This window comes from Plectonema radiosum NIES-515 (genome assembly GCF_025753815.1).
Lineage (GTDB): Bacteria > Cyanobacteriota > Cyanobacteriia > Cyanobacteriales > Nostocaceae > Hassallia > Hassallia radiosum_A.
Window position 1 is genome coordinate 1 of the sequence record NZ_JAOWRF010000087.1, and the last position, 20,982, is coordinate 20,982.

At 44.6% G+C, this 20,982-nt stretch carries 8 protein-coding genes and 2 pseudogenes; all 10 read right to left on the reverse strand.

Annotation, left to right across the window (positions count from 1 at the left end):
• Positions 1 to 102 precede the first annotated feature (102 nt).
• The 10 genes and pseudogenes from OGM63_RS05790 to OGM63_RS05835 all read right to left on the reverse strand — a co-directional run bounded on the left by OGM63_RS05790 (position 103) and on the right by OGM63_RS05835 (position 20,979).
• Positions 103 to 3,732, reverse strand: coding sequence for a type I polyketide synthase (locus OGM63_RS05790; RefSeq protein WP_263744552.1), 3,630 nt, complete (start codon positions 3,730 to 3,732; stop codon positions 103 to 105).
• A complete protein-coding gene (locus OGM63_RS05795) occupies positions 3,725 to 6,583 on the reverse strand; it encodes an SDR family NAD(P)-dependent oxidoreductase (protein WP_318528410.1) in 2,859 nt (952 codons plus the stop codon). Before OGM63_RS05795 ends, OGM63_RS05790 begins: the two co-directional genes overlap by 8 nt.
• Before the next feature lie 12 nt (positions 6,584 to 6,595).
• Positions 6,596 to 13,909 (reverse strand): annotated as a pseudogene (locus OGM63_RS05800) (amino acid adenylation domain-containing protein); the annotation flags it as partial.
• A 33-nt stretch (positions 13,910 to 13,942) separates the two neighbouring features.
• Positions 13,943 to 15,226, reverse strand: a complete 1,284-nt coding sequence (ectB, locus tag OGM63_RS05805) for a diaminobutyrate--2-oxoglutarate transaminase (RefSeq protein ID WP_263744553.1) — start codon at positions 15,224 to 15,226, stop codon at positions 13,943 to 13,945.
• Positions 15,227 to 15,292: 66 nt separating this feature from the next.
• Entirely contained in the window at positions 15,293 to 16,075 is a 783-nt protein-coding gene (locus tag OGM63_RS05810) for a class I SAM-dependent methyltransferase (protein ID WP_263744554.1), read from the reverse strand.
• Between the two features lie 42 nt (positions 16,076 to 16,117).
• Positions 16,118 to 17,044 (reverse strand): ornithine carbamoyltransferase, encoded by a 927-nt coding sequence (locus OGM63_RS05815; protein WP_263744555.1) that lies wholly within the window; start codon positions 17,042 to 17,044, stop codon positions 16,118 to 16,120.
• A 342-nt stretch (positions 17,045 to 17,386) separates the two neighbouring features.
• Positions 17,387 to 17,500, reverse strand: a pseudogene (locus OGM63_RS05820) (ISKra4 family transposase); the annotation flags it as partial.
• Between the two features lie 156 nt (positions 17,501 to 17,656).
• Positions 17,657 to 18,796, reverse strand: coding sequence for a pyridoxal phosphate-dependent aminotransferase (locus tag OGM63_RS05825; RefSeq protein WP_263744556.1), 1,140 nt, complete (start codon positions 18,794 to 18,796; stop codon positions 17,657 to 17,659).
• Between the two features lie 7 nt (positions 18,797 to 18,803).
• On the reverse strand, positions 18,804 to 19,859 hold the full coding sequence (locus OGM63_RS05830; protein ID WP_318528409.1) for an isocitrate/isopropylmalate dehydrogenase family protein: 1,056 nt from the start codon (positions 19,857 to 19,859) through the stop codon (positions 18,804 to 18,806).
• A gap of 76 nt (positions 19,860 to 19,935) precedes the next feature.
• On the reverse strand, positions 19,936 to 20,979 hold the full coding sequence (locus tag OGM63_RS05835; RefSeq protein ID WP_263744557.1) for an Ldh family oxidoreductase: 1,044 nt from the start codon (positions 20,977 to 20,979) through the stop codon (positions 19,936 to 19,938).
• Positions 20,980 to 20,982: the final 3 nt, after the last annotated feature.

Below are 20,982 nucleotides of genomic sequence, written 5' to 3' on the forward strand. Positions count from 1 at the left end.
AAAATCCGTACATAACTGGCAAGAACGGTTAAGAGAAATTGTTGATAATCTGATTGAAAATATAGGAGGGTAGTTGTCAATAATAGTCTAGACTTGTCTATGTTATTGCTGGCTTAGGACTAACTCTATGCTACTTTCAGTATTATCCGTTGATTCAAGGTCAACACACACACATTGTAACTCCGGATGTTCCAAGGCAATAACTTTTCCCATCCCCCACAAAGGAGCTTGAGCCACCTGTTGAACGTGATTTCCTGCCACAGCTTGCGCTCCCTGAGTCACTAACCACAGGCGAGGAGGCACACGTCTGTTGTCTTTCTCAATAATTGCTTGGACTAAATGCAATGTACTGCCACAGCTAGTCATCGAAGCGGTGTCCAAGTCGGTTTCTCTTGCATCTAAACTCCAGCAATGCACAACCCCATACAGATCCGGTGTATACTCCAACAATTGTTGAAACTCTTTTAAATTGGCTGGGTTGAGTTTGAATGTTTGCTCGTTGATTTGCTCATATGCTTGGTTACAAAAAACTAAATAGCAAAAATCTCCTTGCAAACGCAACCGTTGAGCCAACTGCTCGCTAAGACCCCCAAAATCAGCTAAAATCAGCCAGTTTCTAGGTTCGACAATGTTTGTTGCTTCCGTAAAAATTGGCTGTTGACGCCATTCAACCTCGTAAAACCACTTTGTTACGCCTGTTTGTTCTGTTTTGAAAATGGTTTCTGCTTGAACCTCTTGAAGCTGTACCCCTTCAATAAGCGCGATCGCCTTTCCATCGGAGGCAAACAGCCGTAAATCAGCCTTGAGTTGCTGGTAATGCTGATGACCGTGTTTGAGTTCGGCATAACACCAAAGACGAAGCTCCTGAGTTCCAGCTAAGGTAAATTGTTGACCAAGCAACGGATGATAACTGGCGTGAGAAAATTGGCTTGTTTGTGAGTGAGTCAGCTTGTTAGATGTCTCGATCCAGTAGCGCTGTCGTTGGAAAGGATAGGTCGGCAGAGGCAGGCAACGACGGGAGTAGCCTTGGTCAAAGCCAAGCCAGTCAATGGTCATGCCCTGCAAGTAGAGGTCTGCTAAACTGCTTAAAATTTGTTGCCAATCATCTTGCTTTGGGTGCAGGCTAGCTAGCCACAGCCCCTTGTGTTCGGGGAGACACTCACGCCCCATTCCCAATAAAATGGGCTTGGGACCAATCTCTAAAAACACCTCGATACCCATACGCTCAAGGGTTTGCATACCTGTTGCAAATCTAACAGGTTGCCGGACATGACGGCACCAGTACTCAGGTGTGGCGACTTCGTCAGTTACTAACGCCCCAGTTAGATTGGAAATTAGCTTAGGCGAAGCAGATGGTAAGGAGAAGTTAATCTGTTGAGCCACTCGCTCGAATTCGCTTAACATTGGTGCCATAAGAGGGGAGTGGAACCCATGAGAAACCGCTAATTTTGTCGTTTTAACGCCTTGGGTTTCTAAGATGTCACAAATGCTCTTAATAGCTTTGCTTTGTCCAGAAATAACGAGGCTTTGCGGACCGTTAAAAGCAGCGATCGCAACTTCATGGGCTAATGGTCGAATTATATCTGTTATGTGTGCAACGCTTGCTGCAACAGCAACCATTTGCCCATCTTGGGGCAAGGCTTGCATAAGCTGTCCGCGTGCGGCAATCAGTTTCAAGCCCTCTTCCAAGCTAAAAACCCCTGCTACACAAGCGGCTACATATTCTCCTACACTATGCCCCATCACCACATTAGGTTCTATACCCCAAGATTTCCACAACTGGAAAAGGGCATACTCGATCGCGAATAAAGCTGGTTGTGTGTAAGCCGTTCGATCTAAGAGGCGAGGGGCTAGTGATTGTTCCTCTGCTTGGTCTAGTTTGGGGTAAAGCACTGACAGCAAAGGTTGTTCCAGTAGTGGTCGCAGAATCTCGTTACAGGTATCTAGCCAGGAGCGGAAAATAGGTTGGGTTTCGTAAAGTTTTTGCCCCATGCCCACATACTGCGCTCCTTGACCGGTGAACAGAAAGGCAATTTTTTTTGGGGCTGATTTGGTCACCTGTACCCATCTAGTTTCTGACGATGTTAGTTTCGTCGTTGTTTGTTCACCTCTACCTTTGAGGGTAAATGCTTCTAATTTTTCGCGAAGTTGTGCTTTAGATTCAGCTAATATAGATAAACGGTAGCTAAAATGTTGTCTTCCTGTATTAGTAGTGAAACAAATGTTGGCTAAGTCGGCATCTGGATGCCGACTTAGATAAGTCACATAACTCTTTGCTAATTCCGCCAGAGCCTCTGGTTTTTTTGCTGACAGGGTGAGAAGATGCTTGTCCCGCTCTAAATCACTGACAGTTACCTTTGTGTTTGGCGCTTCTTCTAACACGACATGGCAATTTGTTCCACTATAACTGAAAGAACTCACGCCCGCGAATCGGTTGCCAGGATGCCAAGGCATCGGTTTAGTCGGGATGCTTACTGGCAAATTGTCCCAATCGATGTAAGGATTCGGTTCGTGGAAATGCAAGCTTGGTGGAATTTCTTTATGGTGTAGAGAAAGTACAACCTTAATTAAACCTGCTATCCCAGCTGCAGATTCGAGATGCCCAATGTTGGTCTTTACCGAACCAACAAATAAAGGGCGTTCCCGCTGGCTGAATACTGCACCAAGGGAGCCCATTTCAATGGGGTCTCCTAACTGTGTTCCAGTACCATGAGCTTCCACATAAGAAATTTCTTCTGGTTTCACCTCACTTTCTGCCAAGGCTTGCCGAATGACAGCTTGCTGAGAAGGACCGTTGGGTACAGTCAGGCTACTGGTACGACCATCGTGGTTTGTTGCCGATCCTCGAATCAACGCCAAAATGTTGTCTCCGTTGGCTTCGGCATCACAGAGACGTTTCATAACCACAAAGCCACATCCTTCTGAGCGAACATAGCCATTGGCAGAAGCTGCAAAGGCTTTGCAGCGACCATCAGGTGCTAGCATCCGACCTTTGGACAGGTTTATGCTGACTGTTGGCGTTAAAATTAGATTTACTCCCCCAGCCAACGCTAAATCACATTCTTTATTACGAAGACTCCGACAAGCCAAATGAATAGTTACTAAAGATGAAGAGCAAGCTGTATCGACCGAAAGGGTTGGTCCTATTACGTCCAAAAAATTGGACAACCGACCACTCGCGGTACTAAAGTCATTCCCTAAGGCAAGATAGTTATCAATCGACTTTTCTCCTTGCCTGAGTATGAGATGAAAATAGTCATGGTCACTGATACCGACGAACACGCCCGTCTTTTTGGGTAGCTTCCTCTGTTCTAAAGCAGCGTGTTCCAGTGCTTCCCAACTTACCTCTAAAAGCAGGCGGTGTTGTGGATCGAGACTAATCGCTTCACGAGGGGAAATGTTGAAGAAAAATGGGTCGAATTTATCAACCTGATTAACAAACCCACCAAAGCGCGTCGAGATCTTGCCTGGGGTTTCTGGGTCTGGGTCGTAGTATGCATCAATATCCCAACGCTCTTTTGGCACTTCACAAATGGCATCTTGTCCCTGGCGTAACAATTGCCAAAACTCCTCTGGGTTATTCGCACCAGGAAATCGGCAGCCTATTCCAATGATGGCGATCGGCTCGCTTTGGGCGTGTTTTAAGTGGTCAACCTCAGCTTGTAGTTCGGCAATCTTTTGCGACGCCGTTCTCATTAAAAATGAAAAATATTCTTCTGAATTTTTACTCATTTAAACCTAGTTGTTTTGCGAGTTCTTGGGCAATGTCGTCTATAGTTTCTTCTTCATTTTCTGGTTTTGTTTGCGGCAATTCGACCGAATCTGCTGTCTGCTTACTCCCTTCCCGGTGTAAGGTTACCGATCTTCTTTCTCTTCTTTCTTCGTGTCCTTCGCGTCTTTGCGGTTCATTAAATAGGTAATCTTCGGGCGGTTCGGGAGTAATTATTTTGTGTTCTAAAGACCGTGTAATTTCCGATGAATGCTTCTGTTCAGTGCTGTTAGGAAATAATTCTTCGGCTAGATAATTAGCTAATTTATTCACAGTCGGATAGTCAAAAATCAAGGTTGTGGGCAAAGAACAACCAAGGCTAGATTGCAAGTTATTCCGCAATTCTATAGAGGTCAATGAGTCCATACCGTTCGTAAAAAAGCCTATATCATCTTCCTCCAATAACACCGATGAATCACCGCCCAAAAGTTGGGCAATATTGATGCTAATATGCTCTTTTAAAAGTTCCAATCGCTCTTGGGCAGAACTGTTTTCTAATTGCCTGCGGAAATGATTATGTTGTTTCCTTTGGGTAGTCCCATCGGGGGCAATGGTAGCAAGGCGATCGCTAAATGCTCCAGAAGCCTGAGTGAAATTGCTAAAAAAGGGCGAGCGTGCGAATTGTCCCGTCAGGAACTGTGACCAGTTGATAGGCATGACACCTACCTGTACTAGGGGGTAGTTCAATTGTTCTTTTAACAACTGTCCTAATACCTGTAGTCCTTGTTGGGGAGTTATACTTTCCTCTCCTTTTTGACTAAGCAACTCATTTATTTGAAGTCTGGCTGTCATTCCTACCTCAGACCAAGCCCCCCAGTTAATAGAGAGTCCAGGCAACCCCTGCATGTGACGATAAGCAGCCAGTCCATCAAGAAAAGCATTGGCTGCGGCATAGTTGGCTTGACCCGCAGTCCCAAACAAAGAGGTACTTGACGAGAACAACACAAAGAAATCTAAAGGTTGTTTGAGTGAAGCAGTCTGTGTATGTAGATTCCATGCCCCTTGCACTTTCGGAGCCATCACTCGCTCAAAGCGTTCCCATGTTTGTTTCTGTATGATACCATCGTCCAAAACGCCTGCCGCATGAATAATACCTCGCAATGGTGCTTTATATGATTCGATTTGTGCAAGTACGCGGGCGACTTGTTCGCGATCAAAAACATCTGCTTGGGCTACGGTGACTTGAACCCCTGCTTGCTCAAGTTGCTGTAATTGAGAACGGACAGATGGCTTAACCTCGCTACGTCCTACCAGCACCAAATGTTTTGCACCACGCTCCACTAGAAAACGTGCAACTAGCAATCCCAGTCCACCTAAACCACCTGTAACTAGATAAGTACCATCGCCTCGTATCAGTTGTTTTGTTTGTGATTTGAAAGTCAAGACTACTTTACCAATGTGCTTGGCTCGCTGCATATACCGAAAAGCTTCGGTCGCACCAGATACAGGGAATACTTTGTGCGGCAATGGCTGGATTTGACCTTCTGTCAAAGACCGACTCAACTGAGCAAGCATTTTTGTCATCAACTCAGGGTTTTGGTTGAGAACATCACTTAAATCAAAGGAATAGTAGGCTACATCGGGGCGAGATTTCGCCACCATGTGTTGATCCCAAATGCCCATTTTGCCAAGTTCGACAAAGCGACCACCAACAGCCAACACCGCAAAGCTGTGCTCAATAAACTCACCACTCAAACTGTTGAGGACAATATCCACGCCTTTGCCATCGCTCTTGGTCATTAATTCCGAGGCAAAAGCAAGCGTGCGCGAATTCATGATGTGTGTTTCTTCAATGCCCTGTGCTTTGAGAAACTCCCACTTGCTAGTACTCGCTGTAACAAAAACCTCTGCTCCAATAGCCTGCGCCAGTTGTACCGCCGCTTGACCTACCCCTCCGGCAGCGGCATGGATCAGCACCCGATCGCCTGGTTGAATGTTTGCCAGTTCCGAGATCCCATACATTGCCGTCAAGAATACGTTTGGCATCGTCGTCGCTTCTTCAAAACTCAGTTCACTCGGCTTGTGAACGACAAACGCTGCCTTGACTGTTACAAAACTGGCAAAGCTGCCATCGGCGATCGCCATGACTTCATCACCGACTTTGAAACCAGTAACCCCAGAATCTACCCTGACGATTTTGCCTGCACATTCAAAACCCAATGGCACATCTTTAGCGTGATGAATGCCCAAGTGTTCCGCATAGTGTTCTTTGAGCATTCCCAGTGCATTCATCACATCCCGGAAGTTCAACGCACAAGCATAAACCTCAATTTCTACTTCTGTTGGTTCTGGTGGGCGGCGAACAAGTGGTACTAATTGTATATTGTCTAAACTTCCATATTCCGATAACTTGATTTGAAACGGCTCAGTGGGGTTGTCAGTTGGTTGCTCAAGGCTGGGGTGACGTACCAATCGGGCTACATAGCGTTGGTTGTTGTGCAACGCCACCTGGTTTTCTGCTGTTGGTGATTGAAGTTCATCAAACAGCATCTCTATGCCATCTTCAGCATTAGCTGTTGGCTCAAGGTCAACACACACACATTCTAGCTCTGGGTGTTCTAGGGCAATCACTTTCCCCATACCCCATAAAGGAGCTTGAGCCACCTGTTGAACGTGATTTCCTGCTACTGCTTGCGCTCCCTGAGTCACTAACCACAGGCGAGGAGGCACACCTCTGTTGTATGTCTTAGTCTCAATCACTGTTTGGACTAAATGCAATGTACTGCCACAGCCAGTCATTGAAGCGCTGAGCAAGTCGCTTTCTGTTGCATCTAAACTCCAGCAATGCACAATCCCATACAGATTAGGCACCATCTGTAACAGATGTTGAAACTGTTCTGGATGAGCTGGGTTGAGTTTGAATGTTTGCTCGTTGATTTGCTCATATACTTGGTCACAAAAAACTAAGTAGCAACAATCTCCTTGCAAACGCAACCGCTCAGCCAACTGTGCGCCAGTACCCCTCACATCAGCCAATATCAGCCAATTTCTTGGCTCAAGAATCTTGAAATTGCCCTTATTTAAACGCTGTTGACGCCATTCGACCTTGTACAGCCACTTTGTTAAGCTTGTGTGTTGTGATTTGAGCACGGTTTGGGCTTGAACTTCCTGAAGTCGCACCCCTTCCAAAATCGCCAGCAGCTTTCCATCCTCAGCAAACAGTTCTAAATCACCTTTGAGTTGCTGCTGATGAGTCTGGTTGTTTAATTGTGCATAACACCAGAAACTCACATCAGGTTTTTGGTCTAGCCAGTTATTGCTAAGACGCAGACGTTCTACGCCTATTGGCACATAGGAAGTCTTTTGGCTGTCTTCGTCAAATAGCGCCGCTTCTAAAATCTGGAGGCAAGCATCCAATAATACCGGATGTATGTTATAATATGCCGTCTATAGTAACACTTGTTGCGGGAGGTTGATTTTGCCTAACGCGACTCCCTTACCTTGCCAAAACTGCTTTACTGCTTGAAAGCTCGAACCATAATCCGTTTGTTGCTCCCGATAGCGTTGGTATAATAAGTCAACTGGAATTTCTTGAGGACATCGTTGTTGTAAAACTGCCAAATCACCTGAGTTTGTTAACCATGCTTTTCCGGTGAGGATTTTACCAGAAGCGTGCAGCGTCCAAGATGGTTTTTGACTTTCTTCTACAGAGCAAACTTGGCTAAATATCTGGAAGGAATATGCTTGTTCTGTAGCGTTCTGATTAGAGACATCTGAGGATAGGGGTGACAAAACCAGTTGAACTGTTTTTTCCTCTCTACCAGTAAAAATCATCGCTTGCCGGAACATCACATCTTCTAACCAAACTTTGTCATGAGCATGACCGATCGCCTCTCCCGATCTGCTAGCTGCAGCTAAAGCCATCTCTAAATAACCTGTTCCTGGCATAACCACGGTTTGAAAGACACGATGATCCTCTAGCCAAGCTGGGCGGTTAAGACTTATTCGGGACTCAAAACGCAGCTTTTGAGTTCCAGCTAAGGACAACTGTTGACCCAGCAGTGGATGAGCGTTGGCGTTGTAGAGTTGGCTTGTCTGTGGGTTATTAGGTCTGTCGATCCAGTAGCGTTGTCGTTGGAAAGGATAGGTTGGCAGAGGCAAGCGACGGCGGGAGTAGCCTTGGTCAAAACCAAGCCAGTCAATGGTCATGCCCTGCAAGTAAAGGTTTGCTAAACTGCTTAAGAGTTGTTGCCAATCATCTTGCTTTGGATGCAGACTTGCTAGCCACAGCCCCTTATGTTCGGGTAGACACTCACGCCCCATCCCCAACAGGACAGGTGAGGGACCAATTTCTACCAGTGCATCTACCTCTTGACTATTGAGAGTTTCTATGCTGTTAGCAAACCTAACGGGTTGCCGCACATGATGAACCCAGTAATCAGGCGTTGCTATACTACTGTTGGCTAATTGTCCGGTGACGTTGGAAATCAGGTCAATCTGTGGTTGTGAATAACTTACTTGCCGAGCTATCCGCTCAAACTCGGCTACCATTGGTTCCATCAAACACGAGTGGAACCCATGGGAAACTTTTAATTTCTTCGTCTTGACTCCGTTAGCGTCTAAGGTAGCACTGATAGCATTTATGGCATCGCGCCGACCCGAGATAACAATACTTTCAGGACCATTAATGGCTGCAATAGAAAGATCGTTCTCGTACGGTTTAATCAGCGCAGTCACATATGCTTCGCTTGCCCTAACAGAAAGCATTTCCCCGTTTTGAGGTAGTTCTTGCATCAGCCGTCCGCGTGCGGCAATGAGTTTCAAACCATCTTCCAGGCTAAAGACTCCAGCGACACAAGCAGCTACATATTCCCCAACGCTATGTCCCATAACGACATCGGGTTCAATACCCCACGATTTCCACAACTGGGTGAGGGCGTATTCGATCGCAAACAAAGCGGGTTGGGTGTAAGCGGTTTCATCTAAGGGTGAATTTTGGTTGGCTTTGGGGTAGAGGAGATCGAGCAAAGACCGATCCAAATAACCGCCCACACGCAATATTTCATCGCAATGGTCAAGGGTTTCCCGGAAAACTGGGCGATCGTACAACCTTTGTGCCATACCCACATACTGCGATCCTTGACCCGTGAAAAGGAAGGCAATCTTGCTAACAGATGATTTTACCTCCCGTGAAGCAGGCTGTTGCAATATTGTACCTGTTGTGGGTTGCTCATTGGCAAAATCTTGTTGTGAGAAGGTTTTCAATTGCTCACACAGTTGCTGAGTAGATTCAGTGACGACTGCCAAACGGTGATTAAAGTGTTTGCGTCCCGTGTTAGCCGTGAAGCAAATATCCACCAACGAGGCATCTGGATGGGCTTCAAGATAAACAGCATAACGTTGTGCGAGTTCCTGCAGGGCTGCTTCATTTTTAGCCGAGAGGGTGAGCAAGTGTAACGGAGGCGCAAACACCTGTTTACTTTTCGTCACAGGCTCCAGAGCTTCTTCCAAAACTATATGGCAATTTGTCCCACCCATTCCAAAAGAACTAACCCCTGCGCGGCGAGGCGTGCCATTTGTTTTCCATTCAGAAAGTTTTGTATTGACGTAAAAAGGGCTATTGTTAAAATCAATTTGAGGGTTTGGCTTAGAAAAGTTTAAGCTGGGAGGAATGATTTTGTGGCTGAGGGCTAAGGCGGTTTTAATCAAGCCCGCGATCCCAGCCGCCTCATCTAAGTGCCCGATATTCGTTTTGACAGAGCCAATTGCACAGTGTTGGCGCTCTAAACTTGCTTGCTCGGTACTCTGGCGAAAAGCTTGGGTTAGAGCCGCAATTTCAATGGGGTCTCCTAAAGCAGTCGCCGTGCCATGTGTTTCCACATAAGTTATAGTGCTGGCATCGACGGAGGCGATCGCCAGGGCATCAGAAATTGCATTAGCTTGCCCTTCCACACCAGGAGCTGTATAGCCCACTTTCAAAGCCCCATCATTATTAATAGCTGAACCTTTGATAACCGCTACAATATTATCTCCATCGGAGATTGCTTTACTTAACAACTTCAAAACAACAATTCCGCCTCCGCTGCCAAACACAGTTCCTTGTGCTTGAGCATCAAAAGCGCGACAATGCCCGTCGGAAGAGCGAATCATGCTGTCTTGATATAGATAGCCGACTTTCTGGGGAAGGGCAATGGCTACCCCACCAGCCAGAGCCATATCACATTCGCCATTAAGCAAGCTTTGGCAAGCTTGGTGTACAGATACCAATGAAGTTGAACATGCCGTTTGCACATTCACACTTGGACCAGTCAAATTCAGTTTATACGAGATGCGAGTGGCATAATAATTTCGGTCATTGCCCAGTTTCACTTGAAAATCATCTGTTTCAAGGAATGGACGCCTAGAGGGAACCCCTTGGTGAGGTGCTACATTGTTGATCAAGTAAGTACTCATGCCTGACCCAATGTAAACTCCGATTATTCCCTCATAGATTTCGGGGTTGTAACCAGTGCTTTCAATCGCTTCCCAAGCACATTCTAATAAAAGACGTTGTTGCGGGTCTGTGATGGTAGCTTCTTTGATGCTGTAGTCGAAGAAGGAAGCGTCAAACTGCTCGATATTCGGCAAAACTGCGCCAGCTTTAACGTAATTGGGTTGACTCAGCAAGGACGGGTTATCTAGTTCTATCTCTTCATCAGAAAAAAAGGAGATCGACTCCACGCCATCATGCAGATTCTGCCAAAAAGCTTCTATATTCTCAGATCCAGCGAAGCGACATGACATTCCAATAATGGCTATGTCTGATTCTCTAATAGGTGGACTTGACGAATCACTCGCGGTTTCCATTCCTATTTTGGCAGTTCGGTCTTTTTGCGTTAGCTGTCTGGTTGACCTGGTAGAAGCTTTATGGCTGCTTGTAGCTATTCCCTTCTTCGCCTTTGCCTGGGTACCTATCGAATTTCGCTCTAAATCTTCGTTGCCGTCGTTTACCTTTAGGCTTAAGTAATGAGCCAGCCTTTGTATGGTAGGGTATTGAAACAAGGTCACAGCTGGCAAATCTGTTCCAAAGATTTCGGTTAATTTCTTATGCGCCCGGATTAAAAGTAAGGAGTTTCCACCAAGGTCAAAGAAATTGTCATTAACTCCCACCTCCTCTATGTGCAGCAACTCTTGCCAAATCTGAGCAATTTGTTTCTCCGTCTTTGATTTAGCCCTGACTATTGCTGTTGCCAACTCAGGTCGCAACGTTTCTGGAGCTGGTAACCCACGGCGGTTTATTTTCCCACTGGAGGTCAAAGGCATCTCATTAAGAATGACAAAGGTTTGGGGAACCATGAAGTCGGGCAGTTTTTCTTTCAAATAGCTGGATAGCACCACTTCTAATTTTCTGGCATCAGAAGACGGTTCCAATTGTTTAGCTGGAACTACATAAGCTACCAAGCGTTTGTTAACCCCCTCCTCGGTATGAGTCACAACCACACTTTCCCTCACCGCAGGATGGTTGGTGAGGCTCATTTCAATCTCACCCAACTCAATGCGGAACCCCCGCACCTTAACTTGATGACCAACCCGACCAAAATTTTCAATATTCCCATTACTGAGATACCGAGCTAGATCGCCAGTTTTGTAGAGCCGTCTTATTCTCGTTTTATCCTCATTTGAAGACAGAAAAGGATTAGGGATAAATTTTTCTTCGTTTAACTCTGGACGATTGAGATAGCCTCTAGCCAAACCATCACCACCGATGTATAACTCACCCGTCACACCGATAGGAACAGGTTGATAGAACTGATCAAGAATATAAATTTGGACATTATTTATGGGACGACCAATAGGTGAAATCATTAGCCAGTTGCTAACTTCTCCAGTAAGCTTGTAGGTGGTAGCTTCTTGGATTTCTGTTGCCCCGTAATGATTGTATAAAGTTGCGCCCGTTTGGCGGAACAGATTAGCGATCGCTTTTGTGATTTGTAACTGCTCCCCACCTGTCATTACCTCCCGCAAACAAGTGGGAATCGGTCCAATTTCCACAGCCTCTGCCAACTGTTGAAGGGCTATGAATGGCAGATATAATCTTTCTATCTTTTTTTCAACGATGAACTCTAATAAGGCTAGGGGATTCCGCCGCATCTGTTCGGAAACGAGGACTAAGGTACCACCAGAACACCAGGTAGAAAAGATTTCTTGAAAAGAAATGTCAAAACTTGCGGGAGAAAATTGCAGCATCTTGGTTCCGCTGATAGCCAGTCGATTTTCAAGATGCCACTCAATCAAGTTTGAGAGACTCAGATGTTCCATAGCCACACCCTTAGGCTGACCGGTAGAGCCAGAGGTGTAAAGACAGTAAGCCAAGTTATTAGGTTGAACTTGGCTGACAGGATTCAAGTTGCTTTGTTGGGAGATAATTGTACGAGCTTCATCAAGGTGAATGATTGGACACCCTTGTGCAGCTTCTGCCAGTTGAGGTAAAGTGTTTAACAATACGCGAGTTGTTAACAGCGCTTGTACCTTGGCATTTGATAACATATATGCTAAACGCTCAACCGGATAGCTTGGGTCTAACGGTACATAAGCCCCGCCTGCCTTCAAAATAGCCAAAATAGCAACCGTCAATTCAATAGATCGTTCAAGGCAGATGCCCACTAAGCTTTCTGGTTCTACTCCCAAGCGTTGTAAATAATGGGCTAATTGATTAGCCCTATGGTTAAGTTCCCGATAGGTTAATAGTTCTTCTGCAAAGACAACCGCGACTGCATCGGGGGTTTGCTCAACTTGATCCTCAAACAACTGATGAACGCAACGGCGGGAAAATTCGGTTTGCGTATTATTCCACTCAACGAGCAAGCGATCGCGTTCGGCTTCCATCAACAGGGGTAGCTCACCTATACAGCCTTCCGGATTGTCCACAATACTTTGAAGTAAATTTTGACAATGGCAAATCATCCGGTTGATAGTTGCGTGTTCAAATAAGTCTGCGTTGTATTCCCACACCCACACCATTTCTGAACCACTGTCTTTAATTGATAAAGACAAATCGTAAGGCACAGCAAGGTTCTCTACATCCAGAGGTGTCAGGGTGAGATTTGCCAGTTCTAGCGTTGGCATCAAATCATCCCGCAGGATAAACAACACCTGGAACAAAGGCGGATAACTCATATCGCGTTCTGGCTTGAGTACCTCCACCAACTTCTGAAAGGGGTAATCTTGATGCGCTTCGGCTAGAGAGGTTGTGTTGCTTACGCGGAATAACAGCTCCTGGAAGGATGGATTGCCTGAGACATCGGTTCGCAGGACTAAAGGATTGCCGAAGTAGCCGATCGCCCCTTCAGTACCGGGGAGGTTACGCCCTTTAGTTGGCGAACCGACAACGATCTCTGGCTGCCCTGTGTAGCGGTAAAGCAACGTTTTGAACGCTGTCAAGAGCATCGCAAACAGAGATACCCCCTGCTGCTGACTGAGTTGCTTAAGTTTCTGACTTAATTCTTCACAGAGCGTCAGTTCTTGGCAAGCTCCTGAGTAAGTTTGAGTCGCAGGTCGTGGATGGTCAATGGGTAAGGGCAAAACAGGAAGATTATCCCCCAGTTGTTTTTTCCAGTAAGCTAGCTGAGGTTTTAGAAATTCATCTGTCAACTGTTGCCGTTGCCAAAGTGCAAACTCTTTGTATTGCAAAGATAATTCAGGTAGGGGGGACGGTTTACCATAGGAAAAAGCTTCGTACAGCGTCCCCACCTCTTGGAAAAATATTCCAAACGAGCCATCACCATCGCAGATAATGTGGTGCATACTCAACACCAAGATATGCCTAGCTTCCTCTAGCCGTAGCAAATGAACTCGCCAGAGCGGACTTTGGTTCAAGTTGAAAGGTTGTTGGACGATTTGAGTTGCTAACTGCCAAGCTACCGCCTCCCGCTCCTGTGCTTGTCGATTTTGCAAATCTTCAACAGGCAATGTTACCTTAAAGGAAGGCAAAATAACTTGCTTGGGTTCGCCCTCAATAATGGCAAAGTGAGTCCGCAAAATTTCGTGACGCTTGACGATTTCGTTAAGGCTCTGCTCTATTAGGGATACATTGATTACTCCTTTTATCTCAACAGCACCCCGGATATTATAAGCTGGATGACCAGGTGTCAACTGGTCAAGGAGCCACATGCGCTCTTGTTCAAAAGATAGCGAGGTATAATCTAAATTTGAAGGCATCATCGTCTAACAATTAGCAATTATTAATTAGCGCTCTCAACCAGTATGCATTGTTGTAACCGCGACAGCCGATCTGAAGGCTGCTGTGAAACAATTTTCTAAAATGTTCAGCCCTTGTTCCAATTCCTGCTCGGAAATCGTTAAAGGCGAAAGACATTTTATAACCTGCCCTTTGGAACCGCAAGTTTCGATCACTAACCCCTTTTCAAAGGCTTTTCGTGCAATGTTACTAGCTAAGTCACCATCTTTGCAGTCCAGACCCTGAATCATGCCGCGTCCTCTAACAGAAAAATCCCATTCCCAGTTATTTTTGACTATTTGCTCCAAACGGTTACGCAGTATTGTTCCTTTTTCTTTGACGGAGGCTGAAAAACAGTCATTCTGCCAATAAATTTCCAAGGCAGCTTTGGCAGTAACAAAGGCTAGGTTATTCCCCCGGAATGTACCGTTATGTTGACCTGGTTTCCACTGGTCTAATTCCGGTTTTATAAGTACCACTGAGAAAGGCAGACCAAAACCACTCAATGATTTGGAGAGGATAACGAGGTCTGGAGAAATTCCCGCTTCTTCAAAACTGAAAAAGGTTCCAGTCCGTCCGCATCCTGCTTGAACGTCGTCAACGATTAACAAGACATGATGCTTCCGACAGACCTTTAAAAGCGATCGCAACCAGGAAAAACTTGCTACGTTAACCCCGCCTTCTCCCTGAACTGTTTCTAAGATTACCGCTGCCGGAAGATCTACACCGCTACTTCTATCTGACAGTACCTTATCCAAATACTCCGTTGTATCCACATCTGAACCCAGGTACCCGTCGTATGGCATAAACGTTACTCCTATAGTGGGAATTCCTGAAGCCTCCCGATAATAGGCATTAGCCGTCGCTGCAAGGGAACCAAGGGTTACGCCGTGAAAGCTGTTGGAAAAGGAGATGACATTATGCCGTCCTGTGGTGTTGCGGGCAATTTTCAAGGCTGCCTCGATAGCATTGGTCCCAGTCGGACCACAGAACTGAATTTTGTAATCCAATTCTCTAGGCTTGAGAATAATTTCTGCAAAAGCTATAAGGAACTCTTTTTTGGCTACAGTTGCCATGTCGAGACTGTGAACAAGCCCATCTGCATTTATATAATCTAACAGCCGTTCTTTCAGTTTCGGGTTATTATGTCCGTAATTTAACGTTCCTGCTCCGCTAAAAAAATCTAGATATTTACAACCATTTTCATCTTCCAAAATAGAGCCTTGTGCTTTCTTGAATACTGTAGGAAATGAACGACAGTAGTTGCGTACATTCGATTCTAATTGATTGAAAACTATCATCTTTATGGAATGGAAGACTTGTGAATTGTTTACGAGCCATTTAAAGACTTTACTTATTCTCTATAATTAAGCTCTTCCGCTGTATATTGCACAAGGAGAAAAAAGCTTCTCGTTTTCAAATTCCTCAGATAAGTGAAGACCAAAATATTCTTCGTACTTTTTCACATTGACCGCATCATATTGAGAAAATATAACCTGAGGGTCTGTATAGCCAGCCAACTTAATTGCCTCAAGATAATCCTCTGGAGACCAGAAGTAATCGTGAAAATCCATTATCTGAGTATCTCCCAAGTAAATTCTCATTGGTAACGGTTCTCCAGAGCTATATTTCTTCTCAGGAACTCCACCCATAAAGGTCGTGTATTTAACACCCGTGTATTTCGTGTTATCCACGTAAATTATTAGTGGAGCGCCGCTCTTTAATGTTTTACGTATCGCTTGTAATGTTGCAACAATTGCATCATGATTTGCATAGGTAGGGAAGACGTGATTTGATATGCAAGCATCAAAAGGTACAGGTGAATCTGGAATTTCGTTTTCCTTAATCACAAAATACTGAATTCCATCATTAAAAGATTTAGCCCTATCGATCGCTTCAGGATTAACATCAACACCTATGGGTTCACAAGAAAGTCTATCTTTTACATATCTTGAGATTTTGCCATTACCGCATCCGAAGTCCAATATTTTGGAATTGCTATCAACATAACGGGATAAAAGATCTACTTCAGGAATATATCCAAAAACCCATACATCCGGACGCCGTTCGAGAAAATTTTGTTGACCCGCCGCTGAATAATCCTTAATTAATTCATTCCAGTTTGGTAACTTATCTAGCTTTTCTTGCATACTTTTAACCTCTTGTTTTTACCGTTACAACTCTTTTTCAGTCTAAAAAACCGTATCACAACACCAGGCTAATATAGCTTTAGCTGATGTATATTTATTTCGGGCTTGCTGATAAATAGCGCTTCTCTCATCTTCAAGAACCTCATAGTCTACTTCTGCACCTCGTTCTGCTGGTAGATCGTGCATCAAAATTGTTGAGGAATTTGAAACTCGCTCAAGCAAAGTCTTAGTAACTTGAAACCCTTTAAAATTATCTAACCATTTGCGATCAAACTTTTCCTCCCCCATACTACGCCATCTTGTCGTGTAAACCACATCGACTTGTTCTGGAAGCTCTTGGGGATTATGGTGATAAAATATTTTAGCAGAAGATTCTTGAGCAAATTCCTTTGCTTGACGAATGACTTGTTCCTTGAATCCGTACTTTGACGGGGTGATGAATGTTAATTCCATTTGCGGAATTCTCGATGCTGCTAAGAGAAAAGAAGTAGCAATATTTCCTCCTTCACCCAAGAATAAAACCTTTCTTCCTTCTAATTGATTAAATTTTTCTTGAATTGTCGCTAAATCAGCAATTGTTTGAGTAGGATGTTCTTCATCACTTAAAGCATTGATAACGCTCATTTTTGGAGGTACAGTAAATATTTTAGCTTCACTAGTCTCTTTGCATCTAATGACTAATACATCCAAATATTCGCCAAGCACTCCTGCCGTATCTTCTATTGTTTCCCCTGTGGTTAATTGCAGATCATCAGGTCGGTATGTGATAACAGATGCTCCAAGATTAGAAGCAGCTAAAGTGAATGATGTTTTTGTCCGGGTAGAAGGTCTATTAAAATATACTCCTACATTTTTGCCTAAAAGTAAAGATTGAGGATTTTCAATTTGACTTATTTTGATTGTATTGTTCACCAACATTCTCAATTCATTTGAACTGACATCGGTAATTGACAATAAGTTTTTAGGCATAAGAAGGATTTAGGTCTATATTTATCCATTTTTCTCGAATTATTCAAATTCTTCGTTACAATTCTTCTATTTCAAAGCCTCAACAAACAGTGAATAGTAATTATTCCCATATTTTACTCCAGCTACTTCACTTGCGAAGTCTACCCTAAGTTCAGGATAATTACTCTTCATGTACTCACTCTTCTCTATCTGACGAAATCCTCCTTCCCGCAGCAGCATAGACAATGTCTCGAAATCATAACCAAACTTATGAGCATGAAGAAATATACCTGGATTTGGTCCTGCACCCGCATACGTGAGAAATCCCTCCAGTCGCGTGCGCGTTGCTGGCCGATGGAACTGATTCGATACTTTCAAAGGTTTCGATTTTTTAGGTGGCGTGTTTTTGTACAGAATTTTAGCTATTTCTTTGATGTGGCTGGCTAGCAGTTCTTTATCTTCGGGTGTCATTGTCATAAAGATTCTCCCTAACTAACACCATTTTCTCAGCAGACGGGCGCAAAAGTATAGCCCCAAATCATTTGCGAGAATAACTCGCAAAGTCATTTTCTCGTTTCTGTCTTTTTTAAAAATTGGGATGCTCTCAGTGGATGACACAGAGTGTTTGAAGAATCATTGACAATGCTCCTTTAAATATGTAGATATTCTCTGTAATCCAGGCTCAATATACGTTGTGGGACAGGCAAAATTCAACCTCAAGAAACCGGGATCGGGCTTTTGAAAATCTATGCTGGGCATTGTGCTTACCACAACATCCCGAACTAGATTGACAGCGAAGTGCGCCGAATTTTGTCCGATTTCTGAAATATCTATATTGGCGAAAAAGCTTGCTTGTGGTTCTAACAACAGCTTTAAACCAAGCCTACTGGAAACTTCTTTAAAAAGAAGCCAATTTTGGGTTAGCATCGCTCGATGCTTTTCAATTAAATCGTCCCAAGAGTTAAGTAAGGTTTCACTCAGAATTTGACCCAGTAAATTTGTGGAGATATTTAGAGTTGCCTTAACATCCAGGATCAGTGGGATGTATTCTGGGGGAGTAATTAAATAGCCCACACGGAAACCTGCAATAGCTAGAGATTTTGAAAAACTGTTAATAATGAAATGTCGGTCAGAAAACGAAATAGCGCTCTCGACAGGCTGATTTGTAAACCCTAAAGCTTGATAAACCTCATCAAAGATAACTGGGACACCTAAAGAAGCGATCGCTTCCAACTCTTGAACACTCAACACCGCTCCATGCGGGTTGCTGGGGGAGTTAATGATAATAGCTTTGGTTTTTGATGTAATTAACCGAGGTAGTTGCTCAACATCAACACAATATTTGTCATTGAGTGGAGCAAAGCGGCAGTGTAGCCCAAAAATTTGAGCCAAAATTCTGTAAGGCGGAAAATGTGCCTCAGCTAATATTATCTCACCGTCTGGCTCTGCGAACATAGCAAAGATAGCATTTAATGCTCCCATCGCCCCATCTGTAATGCATACCCTTGCTGGTGAAAGGTCATAGTTGAATTTTTCTTGGTAGTAGTTACAGATGGCCTTACGCAAGCTCAGTTGTCCATTAAACTCACCGTAACGTGTATGTGCCCTTAAATCTGGACGAGTCAGAGGAACATCAACATAATCGAATGGATTAAATGACGAAATGCCCAGGCAAAAGTCTATTGGCTCCACCCCGCAGTTGGCTTGCTGGGCAAACAGTTCAAGTACTTTATCTGCTTCTAGTCCAAGGTGTGTGATGTTTTTTGTGAGCATAACGGATCTACCTTGCTTTCAAAGCTGCAACAACTTGCGATCCCATCTCGGTCGTGGAGACAAGTTCATAGCCCTCTTCATAGATATCGACTGTTCTATACTTGCATAGGACTTCATCCACCGCAGATTCAATCGTTCGAGCCGCTTTCTCGTGGTTAAATGTCTGACGACACATCATTGCTACCGATAGGATAGTTGAAAGCGGATTGGCTTTTTGCTGTCCTGCAATGTCAGGAGCGGTTCCACCAACCGACTCGAATAAGCCAAATCCGTATTCATTTAAGCTAGCCGACGGTAATAAACCAATAGAGCCGATTATACCTGCCCCTAAGTCACTTAAGATATCACCAAACAGATTTGAACACAACAGCACATCAAAGTTCTGTGGACGAAGCACCATTTGCATGGCCATATTATCTACCAGAATGTCGTGGCACTTAACCTCTGGGTAGTCTTGCGCTTCTTCTTTAAGTACTGATAGCCAAATATCAAAGATTTCGGGAATAGCATTGCCTTTGTGGACGAGATGTAGTCGTTTGCGCCGCTTATTTGCCACAGACAAAGCTCGTTTGACGATGCGACGCACCTCCAATTCGTGATAATACATCTCTTGCTTAGCCCAGCGTCCCTGTTCGTCTCTCCCCTGCGTTCTCTCTCCATAATATATACCGGAGACAAGTTCTCGCACAATTAGGATATCTACGTTATTTAATCTTTCCGGGCGTAGGGGAGAAACCGATTTAAGTTGAGAAAAAGCCCGTATGGGGCGTAGGTTGGCAAACAAGTTATACTGCTTACGCAGAATACCAATTGGTTCATCGGCTACAGCACCGAAGAGGATCGCGGCTTGCGGGTTGGTTTTCAATTCGTTGCAGCGTCTTTCAGTCTCTTCCGACAGGTAACGCCCACTTTGTTTAAACTTGGCTTCGCCAACAACATGGTCGGTAACATCAAGGTCAAGATCGTACAAATCAGCCACGACCCCGAGTACACGCATTCCTTCTTTTACGATTTCAGAACCGATCCCTTCTCCGGGCATCAGCATAACGTGGTATTTATTCATGATTTACTCTTAAAGATTCTGAAAGTTCTTGAACCTTTAAGACTGACTTGCAGTACAGTCTTAGCCCGACGTGACCTTACTCCGTTAGCTGAGGAAATGGTACGCAGAACTCTTTTCCAAGTTGGGTTAATTTGGCAACAACATTTGCCTCAATAGGGATGCCTGTAGCTAATCGTTGCTGTTTGGTTTGAGCCTCAATTTCGCCTGGTACATAAATAGGCTGTCCTTCCTTAAGCGGTTTACTTTGGTGCAAATCCGCTACTAATTGAGAAACACGTTCGCAAAACCCCTTGTAAGGTATAAAACTGTTCACATCAATCGCCACAAAGAAATGACCAATGTTCTGCCAGTTGACAATATGGTGATCGAACGCTGCGCCCGTCAAAACAGCTGATAACATCTGAACCATCAGGGCTAAACCATAGCCTTTGTGCTCGCCAACAGGCAACATCAATCCTGCCATACCCTCGTTTGGGTCCTCGGTAGGTTGTCCATCTTGGTCAAGTGCCCAGTCTAAGGGCATTTTCTGACCTGCATGGGACAACAGATACATTTTGGACCAAGCTACCTTGCTAGTTGCCATATCGAGTACTACGCCCCCCTCAATTCCTCCCGGAACTGCAATTGACAGCGGATTATTACCTAAAAGTCGTGATTTTCCACCCCAAGGAGCCATGTAAGGCATAACGTTGGTAAATGCTAGCCCAATCATGCCCTCATTCGCCGCCATCATGGTGTAATATGACGCAGCCCCAAAGTGAGTACTTTGGCGTACCCCCACCCCGGCGATACCACACTGGCGAGCCCGTTTTATCGCCTCATGCATAGCCCGTACACTAACCACCATACCGAAGCCGTTGTCGCCATCAATTAAGGCTGTAGCTGGGGTTTCCGTCACTACAAGGATGTTGGGGTGTATGTTGGTTTGTCCTTGTTGGATGTCACGAACATAGATCGTGAGTTGAGCAATACCATGCGAATCAACACCGCGCAGGTTGGCTTCGATAAGCGTATCCGCAATGATTTGAGCATCATCAGGTGGGATTGACAGGTTCTCGAATAGTTGAGTGACCCAAGTGTGTAGCAACTCGGCACGGTATCTAGGAGCTAATTCGTCCATAAA

Bases quoted from the DNA above. Each gene is read 5' to 3' on its own strand.
- ectB (WP_263744553.1), bottom strand. From the start codon at position 15,226: ATGATAGTTTTCAATCAATTAGAATCGAATGTACGCAACTACTGTCGT.
- OGM63_RS05790 (WP_263744552.1), bottom strand. From the start codon at position 3,732: ATGAGTAAAAATTCAGAAGAATATTTTTCATTTTTAATGAGAACGGCG.
- OGM63_RS05825 (WP_263744556.1), bottom strand. From the start codon at position 18,796: ATGCTCACAAAAAACATCACACACCTTGGACTAGAAGCAGATAAAGTA.
- OGM63_RS05835 (WP_263744557.1), bottom strand. From the start codon at position 20,979: ATGGACGAATTAGCTCCTAGATACCGTGCCGAGTTGCTACACACTTGG.
- OGM63_RS05815 (WP_263744555.1), bottom strand. From the start codon at position 17,044: ATGCCTAAAAACTTATTGTCAATTACCGATGTCAGTTCAAATGAATTG.
- OGM63_RS05795 (WP_318528410.1), bottom strand. From the start codon at position 6,583: ATGGTGCCTAATCTGTATGGGATTGTGCATTGCTGGAGTTTAGATGCA.
- OGM63_RS05830 (WP_318528409.1), bottom strand. From the start codon at position 19,859: ATGAATAAATACCACGTTATGCTGATGCCCGGAGAAGGGATCGGTTCT.
- OGM63_RS05810 (WP_263744554.1), bottom strand. From the start codon at position 16,075: ATGCAAGAAAAGCTAGATAAGTTACCAAACTGGAATGAATTAATTAAG.